Source organism: Priestia sp. GS2 (assembly GCF_036409025.1).
Classification (GTDB): Bacteria; Bacillota; Bacilli; order Bacillales; family Bacillaceae_H; genus Priestia; species Priestia aryabhattai_A.
The window spans coordinates 3277501-3293423 of record NZ_JAZGJX010000001.1 but is presented as its reverse complement, the minus strand read 5'-3'; the positions used below and the strand labels follow the sequence as shown (position 1 = coordinate 3293423).

The 15923-nt window shown below is 38.5% G+C and carries 22 protein-coding genes and 1 rRNA gene (1 of these 23 running past the window's edge); 21 read left to right on the top strand and 2 right to left on the bottom strand.

The window, feature by feature from the left end:
• From secY to V2145_RS16665, 18 genes are all read left to right on the top strand, one after another.
• The gene (gene secY / locus V2145_RS16750; RefSeq protein WP_094913069.1) at positions 1–1293 is read left to right on the top strand and encodes a preprotein translocase subunit SecY; all 1293 of its coding nucleotides are present in this window, start codon (positions 1–3) and stop codon (positions 1291–1293) included.
• A gap of 64 nt (positions 1294–1357) precedes the next feature.
• A complete protein-coding gene (locus tag V2145_RS16745; RefSeq protein WP_094913068.1) occupies positions 1358–2011 on the top strand; it encodes an adenylate kinase in 654 nt (217 codons plus the stop codon).
• Positions 2008–2754, top strand: a complete 747-nt coding sequence (map, locus tag V2145_RS16740; protein WP_094913067.1) for a type I methionyl aminopeptidase — start codon at positions 2008–2010, stop codon at positions 2752–2754. Before V2145_RS16745 ends, map begins: the two co-directional genes overlap by 4 nt.
• Before the next feature lie 240 nt (positions 2755–2994).
• On the top strand, positions 2995–3213 hold the full coding sequence (gene infA, locus V2145_RS16735) for a translation initiation factor IF-1 (protein ID WP_025909748.1): 219 nt from the start codon (positions 2995–2997) through the stop codon (positions 3211–3213).
• Positions 3214–3250: 37 nt separating this feature from the next.
• Complete coding sequence (rpmJ, locus tag V2145_RS16730) at positions 3251–3364, top strand: 50S ribosomal protein L36 (protein WP_003156543.1); 114 nt, start codon at positions 3251–3253, stop codon at positions 3362–3364.
• Between the two features lie 23 nt (positions 3365–3387).
• On the top strand, positions 3388–3753 hold the full coding sequence (rpsM, locus tag V2145_RS16725; RefSeq protein WP_013054950.1) for a 30S ribosomal protein S13: 366 nt from the start codon (positions 3388–3390) through the stop codon (positions 3751–3753).
• Positions 3754–3776: 23 nt separating this feature from the next.
• A complete protein-coding gene (gene rpsK, locus V2145_RS16720) occupies positions 3777–4166 on the top strand; it encodes a 30S ribosomal protein S11 (protein ID WP_025909750.1) in 390 nt (129 codons plus the stop codon).
• A 179-nt stretch (positions 4167–4345) separates the two neighbouring features.
• Positions 4346–5290, top strand: coding sequence for a DNA-directed RNA polymerase subunit alpha (locus tag V2145_RS16715; protein ID WP_013054952.1), 945 nt, complete (start codon positions 4346–4348; stop codon positions 5288–5290).
• A gap of 46 nt (positions 5291–5336) precedes the next feature.
• Positions 5337–5699 carry a 50S ribosomal protein L17 gene (rplQ, locus tag V2145_RS16710; protein WP_094913066.1) on the top strand — a complete coding sequence of 121 codons (363 nt, stop codon included), beginning with the start codon at positions 5337–5339 and terminating at the stop codon, positions 5697–5699.
• A gap of 116 nt (positions 5700–5815) precedes the next feature.
• The gene (locus V2145_RS16705) at positions 5816–6655 is read left to right on the top strand and encodes an energy-coupling factor ABC transporter ATP-binding protein (RefSeq protein WP_330988018.1); all 840 of its coding nucleotides are present in this window, start codon (positions 5816–5818) and stop codon (positions 6653–6655) included.
• Positions 6631–7500 (top strand): energy-coupling factor ABC transporter ATP-binding protein, encoded by an 870-nt coding sequence (locus tag V2145_RS16700; RefSeq protein ID WP_094913064.1) that lies wholly within the window; start codon positions 6631–6633, stop codon positions 7498–7500. The genes V2145_RS16705 and V2145_RS16700 overlap by 25 nt, the downstream gene beginning before the upstream one ends.
• Complete coding sequence (locus tag V2145_RS16695) at positions 7497–8294, top strand: energy-coupling factor transporter transmembrane component T family protein (RefSeq protein ID WP_330988017.1); 798 nt, start codon at positions 7497–7499, stop codon at positions 8292–8294. The genes V2145_RS16700 and V2145_RS16695 overlap by 4 nt, the downstream gene beginning before the upstream one ends.
• 18 nt (positions 8295–8312) lie before the next feature.
• Positions 8313–9053 (top strand): tRNA pseudouridine(38-40) synthase TruA, encoded by a 741-nt coding sequence (gene truA, locus V2145_RS16690; RefSeq protein ID WP_094913062.1) that lies wholly within the window; start codon positions 8313–8315, stop codon positions 9051–9053.
• 153 nt (positions 9054–9206) lie between these two features.
• Entirely contained in the window at positions 9207–9644 is a 438-nt protein-coding gene (gene rplM / locus V2145_RS16685; protein ID WP_025909756.1) for a 50S ribosomal protein L13, read from the top strand.
• A 20-nt stretch (positions 9645–9664) separates the two neighbouring features.
• Positions 9665–10057 carry a 30S ribosomal protein S9 gene (gene rpsI / locus V2145_RS16680; protein ID WP_025909757.1) on the top strand — a complete coding sequence of 131 codons (393 nt, stop codon included), beginning with the start codon at positions 9665–9667 and terminating at the stop codon, positions 10055–10057.
• Between the two features lie 121 nt (positions 10058–10178).
• Positions 10179–10610, top strand: coding sequence for a DUF2521 family protein (locus tag V2145_RS16675; RefSeq protein ID WP_094913061.1), 432 nt, complete (start codon positions 10179–10181; stop codon positions 10608–10610).
• Between the two features lie 70 nt (positions 10611–10680).
• Positions 10681–11388: an N-acetylmuramoyl-L-alanine amidase CwlD gene (cwlD, locus tag V2145_RS16670; RefSeq protein ID WP_397428381.1), complete on the top strand. Its 708-nt coding sequence runs from the start codon at positions 10681–10683 to the stop codon at positions 11386–11388.
• A gap of 77 nt (positions 11389–11465) precedes the next feature.
• Positions 11466–12530 carry an Mrp/NBP35 family ATP-binding protein gene (locus tag V2145_RS16665; protein ID WP_210611383.1) on the top strand — a complete coding sequence of 355 codons (1065 nt, stop codon included), beginning with the start codon at positions 11466–11468 and terminating at the stop codon, positions 12528–12530.
• Positions 12531–12573: 43 nt separating this feature from the next.
• Here the strand turns inward: V2145_RS16665 and gerD are convergent, their stop codons facing one another.
• Entirely contained in the window at positions 12574–13215 is a 642-nt protein-coding gene (gerD, locus tag V2145_RS16660) for a spore germination lipoprotein GerD (protein WP_094913059.1), read from the bottom strand.
• 148 nt (positions 13216–13363) lie between these two features.
• Here gerD and V2145_RS16655 point away from each other — a divergent pair, with 148 nt between their 5' ends.
• Positions 13364–13987, top strand: a complete 624-nt coding sequence (locus V2145_RS16655) for a KinB-signaling pathway activation protein (protein ID WP_094913058.1) — start codon at positions 13364–13366, stop codon at positions 13985–13987.
• A gap of 17 nt (positions 13988–14004) precedes the next feature.
• Here the strand turns inward: V2145_RS16655 and pdaB are convergent, their stop codons facing one another.
• Entirely contained in the window at positions 14005–14769 is a 765-nt protein-coding gene (gene pdaB / locus V2145_RS16650) for a polysaccharide deacetylase family sporulation protein PdaB (RefSeq protein WP_094913057.1), read from the bottom strand.
• A 143-nt stretch (positions 14770–14912) separates the two neighbouring features.
• On the opposite strand from pdaB, the gene V2145_RS16645 reads away from it, so the two are divergent.
• Together V2145_RS16645 and V2145_RS16640 are read left to right on the top strand one after the other, a co-directional pair.
• A complete protein-coding gene (locus tag V2145_RS16645; RefSeq protein WP_165932529.1) occupies positions 14913–15086 on the top strand; it encodes a hypothetical protein in 174 nt (57 codons plus the stop codon).
• Positions 15087–15323: 237 nt separating this feature from the next.
• Positions 15324–15923: ribosomal RNA gene (locus V2145_RS16640) — 16S ribosomal RNA — on the top strand; it runs 953 nt beyond the window's last position.

The following is a 15923-nucleotide window of genomic DNA, read 5'->3' as shown; positions in this document are numbered from 1 at the left end:
ATGTTTCAAACAATCTCCAATTTAATGCGCGTACGTGAAATTAGACAAAAAATCTTTTTCACATTGTTAATGTTAGTTATTTTCCGAATCGGTACTTTTATTCCTGTACCTAGTGTTAATACGGATGTACTGAAGTTGCAAGACGAGTTAAATGTATTTGGAGTTCTAAATACATTTGGCGGTGGGGCTCTTCAAAACTTCTCTATTCTTGCAATGGGCATTATGCCTTATATTACAGCATCCATCATCGTTCAATTATTGCAGATGGATGTTGTACCTAAGTTTACGGAATGGTCAAAGCAAGGAGAAGTTGGACGTCGTAAACTTGCTCAAGTAACTCGTTACGGAACAATTGTGCTTGGATTTATCCAGGCATTAGGTATGTCTATAGGATTTAACAATATGTCGGGTGGGCAATTAATTGCTAATCCCGGAGTCGCTACTTATCTTTTAATTGCTGTCGTATTAACGGCAGGAACAGCGTTCTTAATGTGGTTAGGCGAACAGATTACAGCAAAAGGCGTTGGTAATGGTATTTCTATCATTATCTTTGCTGGTATCGCTGCTGGGATTCCTACAACACTCAACCAGATCTACGCTCAGCAATTTGAAGATGTTGGGGATCAGTTATTTATTCGTATTGTGACAGTTGTTTTAATTGCACTTGCTGTATTAGCTATTGTCGTTGGTGTTATTTACTTCCAACAAGCATTACGAAAAATACCTATTCAATATGCAAAGGGTTCAGCCGGTCGTAATCCTGTTGGTGGTCAGTCCACACATTTACCGTTAAAAGTAAATGCTGCTGGGGTTATCCCTGTTATCTTTGCAGTTTCATTCATTATTACTCCACCAACGATTGCATCATTCTTCGGTCCGAATGATGTGACAGATTGGATACAAAAGACGTTTGACTATACTCAGCCAATTGGTATGATAGTATATGTTGCGTTGATCATTGCTTTCTCATATTTCTATACATTTGTTCAGGTTAATCCAGAGCAAGTAGCAGAAAACTTGAAGAAGCAAGGTGGATACATTCCAGGTATTCGCCCTGGTAAAAGTACACAAGAATATTTAACAAAAGTGTTGTACCGCTTAACATTAATCGGTTCAATTTTCCTTGCGTTAATTGCTGTATTGCCAGTGATTTTTATCCAGGTCGCAAATTTACCTCAGTCTGCACAGATTGGTGGTACTAGTTTGTTAATCGTTGTCGGTGTAGCTCTTGAGACAATGAAACAGCTTGAGAGTCAATTAGTGAAACGACATTATAAAGGGTTTATTAAATAAAAGGTTTAGTGGGAAGCAGCTTGCTTTCCCATTAAACAGATAGATACTGAGGGGGAAGCAAGAAATGAATTTAGTGTTAATGGGCCTTCCTGGTGCTGGGAAAGGTACTCAAGCAGAACAGATCGTTGAGCATTACGATATCCCTCATATCTCAACAGGAGATATGTTCCGAGCTGCAATTAAAGAAGGAACTCCTCTAGGCTTAAAAGCTAAATCATTTATGGATCAAGGTAATCTTGTGCCAGATGAAGTAACAATCGGTATTGTTCGTGAACGTTTAAACAAGCAAGATTGTGAAAATGGCTTTTTACTTGATGGATTCCCAAGAACAGTAGCACAGGCAGACGCTCTTGAAACAATCTTAGAAGAATTAAACAAAAAGATTGATTATGTTATTAATATTGATGTAGATGAAAGTATCCTTATGGAACGCCTAACAGGGCGTCGCATCTGTAAAGACTGTGGAGCTACTTACCACCTTGTGTTCAACCCTCCTGCTAAAGAAGGCGTTTGTGACAAATGTGGAGGAGAGCTATACCAGCGTGCAGATGATAATGAGGAAACTGTTTCAACTAGACTTTCAGTCAACGTTGAACAATCAAAGCCGTTACTTCATTTCTATGAAGAAAAAGGTTATTTACGCAATATTAATGGTAATCAAGATATTAACGTTGTATTTGACGACATCCGTAATTTACTCGGGGGAGTCAAGCAATGATCATTTGCAAGACGCAGCGTGAAATTGCAATCATGCGTGAAGCAGGGAAAATTGTTGCTTTAACTCATCAAGAGTTAAAAAAACATATTCAACCTGGTATTACGACGGAAGAATTGGATGCAATTGCTGAAAAATTTATTCGTCAACATGATGCAATTCCGTCTTTTAAAGGGTATAATGGTTTTCGCGGTAGTATTTGTGCTTCTGTAAACGAAGAATTAGTTCATGGTATTCCAGGAAACAGAAAGCTGCAAGAGGGAGATATCATCAGTATTGACATTGGTGCTAAATACAATGGCTATCACGGTGACTCTGCTTGGACGTACGGGGTCGGAAAGATTTCAGAAGAAAATCAACGACTTCTAGATGTTACAGAGCAATCTCTTTATAAAGGCTTAGAGCAAGCTAAGCCCGGCGATCGATTATCGAATATTTCACATGCTATTCAAACGTATGCAGAATCTCAAAACTTTTCAATTGTAAGAGAATATGTTGGTCATGGTGTTGGCCAAGATTTACATGAGGATCCGCAGATTCCACATTATGGTCCACCAAACAAAGGACCGCGTCTACGTCCAGGCATGGTGTTGGCAGTAGAGCCAATGGTGAACGCTGGAACTCGATATGTAAAAACATTATCTGATAACTGGACTGTTGTAACAGTCGACGGAAAGATGTGTGCGCATTTCGAACATACAATTGCAATCACTGAGACGGGATATGAAATTCTAACAACGCTGTAGTTGGTAGTTAAGGTTATCTCTATCCATTCCTCGCTAGATGCACTGGACAGTTAAACAGTAATTATCTAAATTCACGGTGCTCGTTTTTCGTCTGAATTGCTGTTAAAATGGTAAAGATGTATATTACAAACGTGATCCATCATGAATTTAATGATTACGATCTCCGGATGTTCAGAACAGGTTCTTTTTAAGTCAATTAATGATAGCTTGTTACTGTTGCAAAGAAAGGAGAGCACTTTAATGGCAAAAGACGATGTAATTGAAGTAGAAGGTACAGTCCTAGAGACTTTACCTAATGCAATGTTCAAGGTAGAATTAGAAAATGGTCATACAGTACTTGCTCATGTATCTGGTAAGATTCGTATGCACTTCATTCGCATTTTACCTGGAGACAAAGTAACTGTAGAATTATCACCATACGATTTAACTCGCGGTAGAATTACGTACCGTTTCAAATAAAACCTATGCACTCCGTACTATCAAGGAGGTATGAAACATGAAAGTCAGACCATCGGTAAAGCCGATCTGCGAAAAGTGTAAAGTAATCCGCAGAAAAGGTAAAGTAATGGTAATTTGTGAAAACCCTAAGCATAAACAAAAACAAGGTTAATCATAAGGAGGTGCACTGTTCACATGGCACGTATTGCTGGTGTTGATATTCCTCGTGACAAACGCGTAGTCATTTCTTTAACATACATTTTCGGTATTGGTCGTCCAACTGCTGAAAAAGTTCTAGCTGAAGCTGGAGTTTCTGAAGATACTCGCGTTCGTGACTTAACAGAAGAAGAATTAGGTAAAATTCGTGATATTTTAGATAGCTATAAAGTAGAAGGCGATCTTCGTCGTGAAGTTTCTTTAAACATCAAACGTTTAATTGAGATTGGTTCATACCGTGGTATCCGCCACCGTCGTAGTTTACCAGTTCGTGGTCAAAACAGTAAAAACAATGCTCGTACACGTAAAGGCCCACGCCGTACTGTAGCGAACAAGAAGAAATAATTAGTAAGGGAGGTCATTAACAGATGGCACGTAAAACTAATACACGTAAACGTCGCGTGAAAAAGAATATTGAATCTGGTGTTGCTCACATTCGTTCTACGTTTAACAACACTATCGTAACTATTACAGATGTTCACGGTAATGCGATCGCTTGGTCTAGTGCAGGTGCACTTGGCTTCAGAGGTTCTCGTAAATCTACTCCATTTGCTGCTCAAATGGCTGCTGAAACAGCTGCTAAAGTATCAATGGACAATGGTATGAAAACTTTAGAAGTAACAGTAAAAGGCCCTGGTGCAGGTCGTGAAGCTGCAATCCGTGCTCTTCAAGCTGCAGGTTTAGAAGTAACAGCTATTAAAGATGTTACTCCTGTTCCTCATAACGGATGCCGTCCGCCAAAACGTCGTCGTGTATAATTAATATGTATAGATTCTGTACAATTGTCGATAATGATGATGGTATAGAATTTATTCATGCAACGAAATGTTTTTTCATTTGTTGTGCACATTCGGGAACTGTCTAATAGGGAATTTCGGTTAGGCCTTGAGAACACTCAGTCTAGCCGAGGTTTCGACGTTTTGAAGGAGGGTTTATTGTGATAGAGATTGAAAAGCCAAAAATCGAAACGGTAGAAATCAGCGATGATAGAAAGTACGGTAAATTCGTCGTCGAACCACTTGAGCGTGGATATGGTACTACTTTGGGTAACTCCTTACGTCGTATCCTATTATCCTCACTCCCTGGTGCAGCTGTAACATCTATTCAAATTGAAGGTGTATTACATGAATTCTCAACAGTCCCTGGGGTTGTTGAAGATGTAACAAACATCATTTTAAACGTTAAGAAATTAGCGTTAAAGATTTACTCTGATGAAGAGAAAACTCTTGAGATTGATGTTAAAGGTCCTGGTACTGTCACGGCTGCTGATATTCAAGCAGATAGTGATATTGAAGTTCTAAATCCAGATCTTCATATTGCTACACTTGAATCAGATGCTCATTTCCGTATGAGACTAACTGCTCGCACTGGTCGAGGTTATAATCCTGCCGATGCAAACAAGCGTGAAGACCAACCAATTGGAGTTCTTCCGATTGATTCTATTTATACTCCTGTTACGCGTGTTTCGTATTATGTAGAAAATACTCGTGTGGGTCAAATGACGAATTATGATAAGTTAACACTTGATGTATGGACTGATGGAAGCATCGAGCCAGAAAAAGCAGTAGCTTTAGGTGCAAAGATTTTAACTGAGCACTTAAACATCTTTGTTAACTTAACTGATGAAGCCCAAAAAGCAGAGATTATGGTAGAAAAAGAAGAAGATCAGAAAGAAAAAGTTCTTGAGATGACTATCGAGGAACTAGATTTATCTGTTCGTTCTTATAACTGCTTAAAACGTGCAGGCATTAATACTGTACAAGAGCTTGCTAACAAAACAGAAGAAGATATGATGAAAGTTCGTAACTTAGGCCGTAAATCTTTAGAAGAAGTGAAAGCTAAACTTGAAGAGCTAGGCTTGGGCTTACGAAAAGACGATTGATATCTTACTAATCTGTTTAACTACTTAACAAAGGAGGGGACCTCACATGTCTTACCGTAAATTAGGTCGTACAAGCGCACAACGTAAGGCGCTTCTTCGTGATTTAACAACTGATTTAATCATCAACGAGCGTATCGAAACTACTGAAGCTCGCGCTAAGGAGTTACGTTCAACTGTTGAAAAAATGATTACTTTAGGTAAACGTGGAGATTTACATGCTCGTCGTCAAGCTGCAGCTTACATCCGTAACGAAGTAGCTAACGAAGAAGCTAACCAAAGCGCATTACAAAAACTATTCAGCGATATCGCTACTCGATATGAAGATCGCCAAGGCGGTTACACTCGTATCTTAAAAGTTGGACCACGCCGTGGTGACGGTGCTCCAGTCGTTATCATTGAATTAGTTTAATAATTTATACATGTGGAAAAGGGCGAGACAGTTTGAAACTAGTCGTTGCCCTTTTTTTATACCATTAACTCTTCAACCTTTTTATATGAAGAGTAAAGATTAGAGGGATCGTTACGTTGAAAGAGACATCACTTGAAGTAAAGGATTTATGTTTTCGCTATGAGTCAAATGATGATCTAACACTCGATCAAATTAGTTTCTCTGCTTATAAAGGTGAATGGTTGGCAATTGCGGGGCATAATGGCTCTGGTAAATCAACGCTGGCAAAAATTTTAAATGGTTTGCTTCTTCCTGAATCTGGACATGTTAAAGTAATGAATACGTTTCTTGATGCTGATACTATCTGGGAAATTCGTAAACAAATTGGTATGGTGTTTCAAAATCCTGATAATCAATTTGTAGGTTCTACTGTACAAGACGATATTGCATTTGGATTAGAGAATAACGGTATTCCGTACGAGGTAATGGCTCAGCGTATTCCTGAAGCTCTTAAGCTCGTCAATATGAGCGATTATGTTAATCAAGAGCCTCATTCCTTATCTGGAGGTCAAAAGCAGCGTGTGGCAATTGCAGGCATCATAGCAGTGCAGCCAGATATTATTGTTTTAGATGAAGCTACTTCAATGTTAGATCCAATAGGAAGAACAGAAGTGCTTGAAACTGTTCGAAAATTAAAAGAAGAAAAAAAACTCACAGTTATTTCAATTACTCATGATTTAGATGAGGTAGCTATGGCTGATCGTGTAATTGTTTTAAACAAAGGAAAAGTTTTTGCGAGTGGAGAACCTAGTGAGATTTTTGCTTTAGGCTCTGAATTAACAAGAATTGGCTTAGACTTACCATTTTCAGTGAAGCTAAGTGAAAAGATTGCATCTTTAGGAATTCCGCTATCAAAAATTCATTTAACGGACGAGGATTTGGTGAACGAACTATGGACATTATATTCAAAGACGTAGAGCATCGTTATCAACTAAATACTCCTTTTGAACGTTTGGCACTCCATGATTTAAACCTCACTGTTAAATCAGGGACGTTTCTAGCAGTAATAGGACATACAGGTTCTGGTAAATCAACGATTATTCAACATCTAAATGCTCTCTTAAAGCCTACGTCTGGCTCCATTAAAATCGGCGATCGTACCATAGAGTCTAACCGTAAAGAAAAGCAATTGAAGCCAATTCGTCAAAAGGTAGGAGTAGTTTTTCAGTTTCCAGAGCATCAACTGTTTGAAGAAACAATTGAGAAGGATATATGCTTTGGGCCAATGAATTACGGGGCAAGCTTGGAAGATTCACAGAAAAAAGCAAGAGAGTTAATTGAATTGGTAGGTTTATCACAAGATATGCTTCAGCGCTCTCCATTTGATTTGAGTGGAGGACAAATGAGAAGGGTAGCTATTGCAGGAATTCTAGCAATGGAGCCTGAAGTTCTGGTGCTAGATGAGCCAACAGCAGGTTTAGATCCAAGAGGTCGAAAAGAGATTATGGATATGCTTTATACGCTTCATAAGGAAAAAGGCCTTACAACAATTCTCGTTACTCATAGTATGGAAGATGCTGCAATGTATGCAGATGAAGTCTTGGTTATGAATAAAGGGACTATTGCTATCAAGGGTACTCCTAAAGAAGTATTCAGTCAGTATGAGAAATTGAATGAATACGGCCTACAGGTTCCGGAGACGCTTCGTTTTTCTTTAAAGCTACAAGAGAAATTCATGCATAAGGATAATCAGGTTCCCCTCACTTTTCAAGAGGTTATTCACCAGGTACAAGGATTAATGTTAAAGGGTGAGAAGCCATGATGAATTCCATGATTATAGGGAAGTATGTCCCGGGGGAGTCAGTTGTTCATAGAATGGACCCTCGAGCTAAGCTTTTACTCGTATTTGCTTATATTCTAATCGTATTCCTAGCTAATAATGCAGGTGGTTACCTGTTACTAGGGGTTTATACGGCTGTCTTGGTCTTTATGAGCAAGGTTCCATTTTCATTTATCTTACGAGGTTTAAAGCCGGTTATATGGATTATTATTATCACGTTTATCTTGCATATCATTATGACCAAAGAAGGGCCTGTCCTGTTTGAATTAGGTTTCTTATCTATCCATCAAGGAGGAGTTATTCAGGGGTTATTAATATCCCTGCGCTTTTTATTTTTAATCTTAATTACTACTTTGCTAACGTTGACAACAACGCCAATTCAAGTAACAGATGGTATTGAGAGTTTACTAGCTCCTTTAAAGAAGCTAAAATTTCCTGTTCATGAACTAGCATTAATGATGTCTATATCATTACGCTTTATCCCAACTTTAATGGATGAAACAGATAAGATTATTAAAGCTCAAACAGCCCGTGGTGTAGACTTTAGTAGCGGTCCTATCATGGAGCGACTAAAAGCAGTAGTTCCGCTGTTGGTCCCTCTTTTTATTGGCTCATTTAAGCGAGCTGAAGAGCTAGCCATCGCGATGGAAGCTAGAGGATACAGAGGGGGCGAAGGGCGTACAAAATATCGACAGCTAACCTGGGGAGCAGTTGATACCATTATGCTAATTACCCTCATTTGTTTAGCTGTTGGTCTATTATTTATTCGAAATTAAACTGGTTTGGTGAATAAAATGAAACGCTTAAAATGTATCGTAGCGTATGACGGTTCTCTTTTTGCTGGCTATCAGGTACAGCCAGCAAAAAGAACAGTCCAAAGTGAAATAGAGAAGGTTTTAACCCAGATGCATAAGAGGAAAATAACCATTTATGCATCTGGTCGAACGGATGCACAGGTTCATGCTCAAGGTCAAGTTATTCACTTTGACACAGACCTAAATATTCCACTCAATAAGTGGAAAAAAGCATTGAATTCAATGCTCCCAGATGATATTGTAATTAAGTATGTAAGTGAAGTCGATTCTGAGTTTCACGCTCGTTTCAATGTGAAGGCGAAAGAGTATCGTTATTATATTGATAGGCAGGAAAATCGCAATCCTTTCACTCGTTATTATGCATACCACTATCCTTATAAACTTGATTACATGAAGATGAAAGAAGCAAGTCACTATCTCACCGGCACTCATGATTTTACGAGTTTTTGCTCTGCAAAAACAGAAGTAGAGGATAAAGTGCGGACAATCTATGATATAGGTTTGGTCGAAGAGAATAACCAGCTTGTACTTACGTTTAAGGGAAATGGCTTTTTATACAATATGGTACGTATCCTTGTTGGTACATTGTTAGATGTAGGACAAGGTAAAATAGATCCTGTTGATATAAAAGCAGTATTAGAGAGCAAGTCACGGCCTTTAGCGGGGAAAACAGCTCCAGCGGAAGGGCTCTATTTGTGGCAAGTTTTCTATGACAACTAAACCTGGTGTAACATTTTCTTGACATTAGTAGTGTAAACATATAATATATCATATGGTATGTATTTTAACCCCACGGTTAGCCCCGGAAATTAATCGTGTTGAAATATAAGGTTGAAATAATTTTATTATTGATGAAAATTAGGAGGGAAACTCATGCGTACAACTTTCATGGCGAAAGCAAACGAAGTAGAGCGTAAATGGTATGTTGTTGATGCTGAAGGTAAAACTTTAGGTCGTCTTGCTAGTGAAGTAGCATCTATCTTACGCGGTAAACATAAACCAACTTTTACACCACACGTTGATACAGGTGATAACGTTATCCTTATCAATGCTGAGAAAATCGAATTAACAGGTAAGAAATTAACTGACAAGATTTACTACCGTCACAGCATGCACCCAGGTGGTTTAAAGCAACGTACAGCATTAGAAATGCGTACTAACTACTCTGAAAAAATGCTTGAATTAGCAATCAAAGGCATGCTTCCAAAAGGTAGCTTAGGTCGTCAAATGTTCAAAAAACTTCATGTATATGCTGGTAACACACATCCACATGAAGCTCAAAAACCAGAAGTTTACGAACTTCGCGGATAATTAATAAGGAGGTTATTATCTTGGCACAGGTACAATATTATGGAACTGGTCGTCGTAAAAGCTCTGTTGCTCGTGTACGTTTAGTACCAGGTAACGGTCGCGTTGTAATTAACGGTCGTGAAATCGAAGAGTACATCCCATTCGCTGCACTACGTGAAGTAGTAAAGCAACCACTTGCTTTAACTGAAACTGTAGGTAACTATGACGTATTTGTAAACGTTGATGGTGGAGGTTATGCAGGTCAAGCTGGCGCTATCCGTCACGGTATTTCTCGTGCTTTATTAGAAGCTGATCCAGAATACCGCGTAACATTAAAACGCGCTGGTCTATTAACTCGTGACGCTCGTATGAAAGAACGTAAAAAATACGGTCTTAAAGGCGCTCGTCGTGCACCTCAATTCTCAAAACGTTAATTTTATTATCGTTTCAACCCTTGGTCTCAAAGACCGAGGGTTTTTTTATGTTGTCTATGTTTTTAATGAATGAGATTAAAGGTTGTGTAGACAATATGAGAAAAAGGAGTCTTGTATATTTATGTATGAAGCGAACACGTTTAAAGAGAAGCGATACGAAAGAGAAATGAAGTATGAGCGCAAAGTTTTACGAGATTTGTCCATTGAGGAACTACACAGAAAAGCTGATAAAACATTCCGACCTATTTTTCAGTGGCATGTGATGAGTGAATACCATGTTGAAGAGTACTGTATGGATATTGCTATTGAATCATTTTTGCTAGGAGCACGAACAAGTAAGTTCTTCACTTGGGGAGAAACATTAGAACAATCAAAACTTCGCAGTGTAAATGAAGAGAAGCTGTTAGCCGATACACTATTTGAAGTGCTATGTTCCGCTTCAAATCAAGTATCTAAAGATAGCCTTTATTATCTGTGCCAGTCTTATGTAGAAGAGTGGTGGAACGAAGGGTACGAAACAGGTATTCGTAGACATCGTCTTCGCCTCAGTTAAAAAACAATCATAAATTCACTCCTTGTCCCATATAGAAGTAAATAGATATGTGGGAATGGGAGGGGATTTTTTGTCTAAAGCAAAAATTATAAGCGGGCTATTAGCGTTTGTTGTTATTGCATTTATCATTCAATATCAGTTTGGTACCAAGATATCGTCGGGCTCTTTCTCTTTACCTCTAAGCGGGAAAATCATTGTAATTGACCCTGGTCATGGAGGGCCTGATGGTGGAGCTGTTGGTGGGAAAGAAACCTTAGAGAAAGATATTACGTTAAAAATGTCACTTGAACTTAGAGACTACCTTCAAGAACAAGGTGCTTTGGTTATTTTGACGCGAGAAACAGACAAAGACTTAGCTAAAAAAGAAACAAAAGGATATAGCAGGCGTAAGGTTGAAGATTTAAAAAAGCGACTTGATATCATTAATGAATCTAATGCAGATTTGTATTTAACTATACACCTTAATGCTATCCCATCTCCGGCTTGGAGAGGTGCTCAAACCTTTTATCATGGTTCTTTAAAAGAGAATGAACAAGTAGCGAAATTGATTCAAAATGAACTAAAAGCAAACCTAGCGAACACCACTAGAGAAGCTAAAGTCATGCAAACTCTCTACTTATTAAAGCACGCAGATCCACCAGGTGCCTTAGTTGAAGTTGGCTTTTTATCCAATCCTTCTGAGCGTGAACTGTTAGAAACTGAAAAGTATCAACAAAAGGTATCCGAATCTATCTACGAAGGAATAAGCCGCTATTTTGCAGGTGAAAGACCAAAATAGAGTAACATATAACCTTGTATGTATTAGAGTATGGTATACTAAAAGTGGAAAATGACTTTTAACATGGTGGTGGGAATATGCTTACGGAACAACAGGTAAAAGGTGCAATAGGGGAAATTGTAGATCCATTTTTAAACAGATCATTAAACGAAACAGATGCAATTAAAGAAATTTCAATCAAAGAAGAGAAAAAGCATATTAGTGTAAAAGTTGCCGTAGCTAAAACTGGTACGAGCGAACAGCTTTCATTACAATCAACTCTCGTTGAAAAACTAAAAGAACTCGGTGCTGCGACAGTAGGAATTCGCTTTATTGAATTTACTCCTGAAGAATTAGCCCCGTTTCGCGCTGAGCAAAAGAGCGATGGTAATTTACTTACGAGTCTTAATCCTCCGCAATTTATTGCTGTTGCGAGTGGTAAGGGTGGCGTAGGAAAATCAACGGTTTCTGTAAACTTAGCAATATCTCTAGCACGTTTAGGGAAAAAAGTAGGCTTAATTGACGCTGATATCTACGGGTTTAGCGTTCCAGATATGATGGGGATTACTCAGCGTCCTACGGTACAAGGGGAACGTATTATCCCTGTAGAAAGATTAGGGGTTAAAGTAATCTCAATGGGATTCTTTGTTGAAGACAATTCACCAGTTATCTGGCGTGGCCCCATGCTTGGTAAAATGCTGACAAGCTTCTTCACAGAAGTTGAATGGGGAGAATTAGATTACTTATTATTAGATTTACCTCCGGGCACAGGCGACATTGCGCTAGATGTGCATTCAATGCTTCCATCTTGTAAAGAAGTTATTATTACTACACCGCATCCAACTGCAGCATTTGTTGCAGCGAGAGCTGGTGCAATGGCATTGAAGACAGATCATGAAGTAATTGGAGTCGTTGAAAACATGTCCTTTTTTGAGAGTAAATTAACTGGTGAGAAGGAATATGTGTTTGGAAAAGGTGGCGGTCAAAAATTAGCTGAAGAACTTCAAACCAAGCTATTAGGCCAGCTTCCTTTAAGTCAACCAGACTGGAATGAAGAAGACTTTGCTCCGTCTGTGTATGACGAGTCCCATCGTTTAGGGAAAGTGTATAAAGAAATTGCTCAAAAAGTAGCGGATATTTGCGAACAAAACGTCTATAATTAAAAAAACCCCAAAGATACAAAAGTATCTTTGGGGTTTTTTATCCTTATCCTTGTTCTTGTTGTTGTTCTTCACCGTCAGCGGATGCTTCTTCTGAAGATCCTTCGCCACTATTTTCACCTTTTTGACCTTGCTGTTCAGAATTTTCTGCAGCAGCTTTTAATAAAATATCCTGAATCTTTGATTGATAGAGAGGACTTTCAAACGTTTCGTTCATTACTTTTTGTAAATGAGTGCGATATTCTTTACTCTTAAGTACAGTTAACAGTTCTTTTTCCATTGCTGGATCTTTTAAAACGTCCTGTAGCATAGCTTGGTAGTCAGGGTCTTTCATAAGTTGCTTTAATACTCGTTCATGCTCTGCTTCCATACTTTTAGCGAAGCTCTCAGCGAATTTTGGATCTTTCATGGCCTTTTTCCAAAATTCAACGCCAGTATCTGAAGTTAACGTTTCAGAAATTGTTTCTTTAACCATTGCTTGATCCATTACGAGGTCTTCTCGAAGTGCAGGATCATCCATAATAGCTTCAATGGCTTTCTTTCCCTCATCAGTCTTTAAAATATCAACAACCATTTTCTTTGTTTGATCATAATCCATCCCGTTACTTTCCTCGTCTTGAGGGGCACAGGCAGTTAATGAAAACATGCATATCCCTACATAAGAGAGGAGCAAGAGTAGCTTTTTCATGGATGATGGGCTCCTTTCAACATACGCTTACGCTTAATATGAGATAATGAGCATTTTTTATTCATTGCTCACCTCTAGATTTTTTAAAAAACGATTGGTACAATTTATGAAAGGGATTACTTAACGGTTTTATGGGGGGAGGATGAACGTGAATAGTCGAAATTGGGTTCGACTCTTTTTATCAACCTTAATAGTAGGTGGGCTTAGCACATCTATCGTTGGCTTTGCGGTTAGATGGAATGAGTATAAAGAGTTATTTGCTGGTGGAGAAGTAACAGAAATCTTATCAATTTTAACATGGCTAATAGGTGTAGGTTTTATTTTTAGCCTTATTAGTCAGATGGGGTTCTTTGCATATTTAACAATCCATCGATTTGGGATTGGAATTTTTCGTTCATTATCCTTATGGTCAAGTGTACAATCGGTATTAATTGTTTTTGTACTATTTGATTTAGTTTATTTTCGCTATCGATTTTTTGCTGAAGAAGGAGAATCTATGCTGGGCTATCTTTTAGTTAGTATTTTTGTTTTAGCTTATGGCTTAGTGGTAGCGTACTTAAAGGCTAGAAGTACGAAGAAAGAAGCTTTTATACCGGCTCTGTTTTTTATCATTGTGATTACAACAGTGGAATGGTTTCCTGCACTTCGTACCAATGAAGAAAGCTGGCTATATTTAATGCTATTTCCCTTATTAATTTGTAATACATATCAGTTGTTGATTTTACCGAAATTGACAACAAATAAAAAAGTAGTGAAAACAACCAGCGGCTAATAGCCCCCGGTTGTTTTTTATTTTACATCCTGAATTTCGCTTTTTGTATTAGAAATAAGAGTGGATACGGTCACATTAGATATCTTTTTAGACTGTAAAGCATGTTGAATATAAGGAAGTGCTTTTGCAGTTTGTTGAGCCGAATCTGATGCGTGCAGTAATACAATGTCTCCACCATGTAATGGTTTAGTTGTATTTGATACAATTTCTTTAACACCTGGATTTGTCCAATCTTTTGAATCAATGCTCCAGTGAATAATTGTATAACCCATCTTGTTCGCAAGCTTTAGAATGTCTTTATTGAAATGTCCATTAGGTGGGCGTAAAAGCTTTACGTCTTTAATACCTAAAGAGGTAAAAACTTTCTGTGATTTGGCTAAGTCTTGTCTAATTTCATTTGGCTCCATAGAAGTATATGAGTTATAATCATATCCCATGGTTCCGATTTCATGGCCTTCCTTTTTAATTCTTTCAACAACATCTGGATGACGTTCTGCCCAGGAAGCGGATAAAAAGAACGTGGCGTGGTTAATTTTTTGTTTTTTTAGCTCATCCAAAATAGGAACAGCGCGTTCATCTCCCCAGCTGATATTAAAAGTTAAGGCTACTTCTAAATCTTTTTCTTCAGCCTTATAAACAGCGCGCGGGCCATCGTCAGTTGAGAACACTGGATAGTCAAACATATGTTGAGCATAGAGAAAGAAGCTTGTAAACAAAGCGGATAAAACGATAATCATGGTTTGTTTTAAGCGCTTCGCTTTTATTGTATAAAATCCATTCACATTTTCACCTCATTTAATTAAGTAGTACTTGTCTAATTTCTATGCAATGTGTGAAAGATAAATAACAAATAATCATCAGTTCTTATAAAAGGTGATATAAAGTTGCTAGCAATGGTTAGAATAAAAAAGAAAAGGTGCTGTACGTGAGAAGATTATCGTTGAATGAACAAGAAATAGTAGAGATGCACACTATTTTATTAAAAGAATTAAAGGATTTATCGATACAGGCTGATACATATCAATCTAACCCGTTTATTGCCCGTGTTATTAAGGAGAGAAAGGCACTGTTAACTCGTTTATTAATGCGTACCAGTTAAATAACCAGAGGGTTTATAAAAAAGTTTTGAAAAAGTATTGACCTTTTTATTTATATCTGTTAAATTATTAAATGTCGCAAGTGAGCGATAACAAAATATAAAAAAGTGTTGACAAGTTGATTGTAACTTGTTAATATAAAAAAGTCGCTTCTGGGCGACGGTTGAACTTTGAAAACTGAACAAAGCGACAAACGTCAACGTTAATTTTTTTAAACTTTTATGAGCAAGTCAAACATTTCTTCGGAGAGTTTGATCCTGGCTCAGGATGAACGCTGGCGGCGTGCCTAATACATGCAAGTCGAGCGAACTGATTAGAAGCTTGCTTCTATGACGTTAGCGGCGGACGGGTGAGTAACACGTGGGCAACCTGCCTGTAAGACTGGGATAACTCCGGGAAACCGGAGCTAATACCGGATAACATTTTCTCTTGCATAAGAGAAAATTGAAAGATGGTTTCGGCTATCACTTACAGATGGGCCCGCGGTGCATTAGCTAGTTGGTGAGGTAACGGCTCACCAAGGCAACGATGCATAGCCGACCTGAGAGGGTGATCGGCCACACTGGGACTGAGACACGGCCCAGACTCCTACGGGAGGCAGCAGTAGGGAATCTTCCGCAATGGACGAAAGTCTGACGGAGCAACGCCGCGTGAGTGATGAAGGCTTTCGGGTCGTAAAACTCTGTTGTTAGGGAAGAACAAGTACAAGAGTAACTGCTTGTACCTTGACGGTACCTAACCAGAAAGCCACGGCTAACTACGTGCCAGCAGCCGCGGTAATACGTAGGTGGCAAGCGTTATCCGGAATTATTGGGCGTAAAGCGCGCGCAGGCGGTTTC